The sequence below is a fragment of the Streptomyces corynorhini genome (assembly GCF_003346515.1).
Taxonomy (GTDB): domain Bacteria; phylum Actinomycetota; class Actinomycetes; order Streptomycetales; family Streptomycetaceae; genus Streptomyces; species Streptomyces corynorhini.
The window spans coordinates 1-1,236 of sequence record NZ_QQNA01000068.1 but is presented as its reverse complement, the minus strand read 5'-3'; the positions used below and the strand labels follow the sequence as shown (position 1 = coordinate 1,236).

Below are 1,236 nucleotides of genomic sequence, written 5' to 3'. Positions count from 1 at the left end.
GCCGGTCAGTCCGGCGGCGCCGACACCCCCGAAGCGCTCTGGTCCCTGCTCGCCGACGGCGCCGACGGACTGACCGGCTTCCCCGAGGACCGCGGCTGGGACCTCGCAGGGCTCTACCACCCCGACCCCGCGCACGACGGCACCACCTACACCCGTACCGGCGGCTTCCTCACCGGCGTCGACCGGTTCGACGCCGCGTTCTTCGGCATCTCGCCGCGCGAGGCGCTCGCCATGGACCCCCAGCAGCGCCTGCTGCTGGAGACCTGCTGGGAGGCCGTCGAACGCGCCGGGGTCGACCCGCGCGCGCTGCGCGGCTCCCGCACCGGCGTGTTCGCGGGCACCAACGGCCAGGACTACCCGGTGCTGCTGCGCGGCTCGGGCGAGGACGTCGACGGCTTCGTCGGCACCGGCAACGCCGCCAGCGTCGTCTCCGGCCGGATCGCCTACACCCTCGGCCTGGAGGGCCCGGCCGTCACCGTCGACACCGCCTGCTCCTCCTCCCTGGTCGCCCTGCACTGGGCGGTCCGCGCGCTGCGCGCGGGGGAGTGCGATCTGGCGCTCGCCGGCGGTGTCACCGTCATGACGACGCCCTCCGCCTTCCTGGAGTTCGGCAGACAGCGCGGCCTCGCCGCGGACGGCCGCTGCAAGGCGTACGGCGACGGCGCCGACGGCACCGGCTGGGGCGAGGGCGTCGGTGTCCTCGTCGTGGAGCGGCTCTCCGACGCCCGCCGCCACGGCCACCCCGTCCTCGCCGTCGTCCGCGGCACGGCCGTCAACTCCGACGGCGCCTCCAACGGCCTCACCGCGCCCAACGGACCCTCCCAGGAACGGGTGATCCGCGCCGCGCTCGACGACGCCGGGCTCGTCCCCGCCGACGTCGACGCCGTCGAAGGGCACGGCACGGGCACCGTCCTCGGCGACCCCATCGAGGCCCAGGCCCTCCTCGCCGCCTACGGCCAGGACCGCGAACAGCCCCTGTGGCTCGGCTCGGTGAAGTCCAACATCGGACACACCCAGGCCGCCGCCGGAGTCGCGGGCATCATCAAGACCGTCCTCGCCCTCACCCACGGCGAACTGCCCCGCACCCTGCACGTCGACCTGCCGTCCCGGCAGGTCGACTGGGAGTCCGGCGCCGTCCGCCTCCTCACCGAACCCCGGCCCTGGGCCCCGGAGCTGAGCCGCGTCCGCAGGGCCGGTGTCTCCTCCTTCGGCTTCAGCGGCACCAACGCCCACATC

General features: G+C 75.2%; 1 protein-coding gene. It reads left to right on the top strand.

The window, feature by feature from the left end; genetic code table 11:
* On the top strand, positions 1–1,236 hold a 1,236-nt coding region (locus DVH02_RS10550; protein ID WP_147286032.1), incomplete at both ends, for a type I polyketide synthase.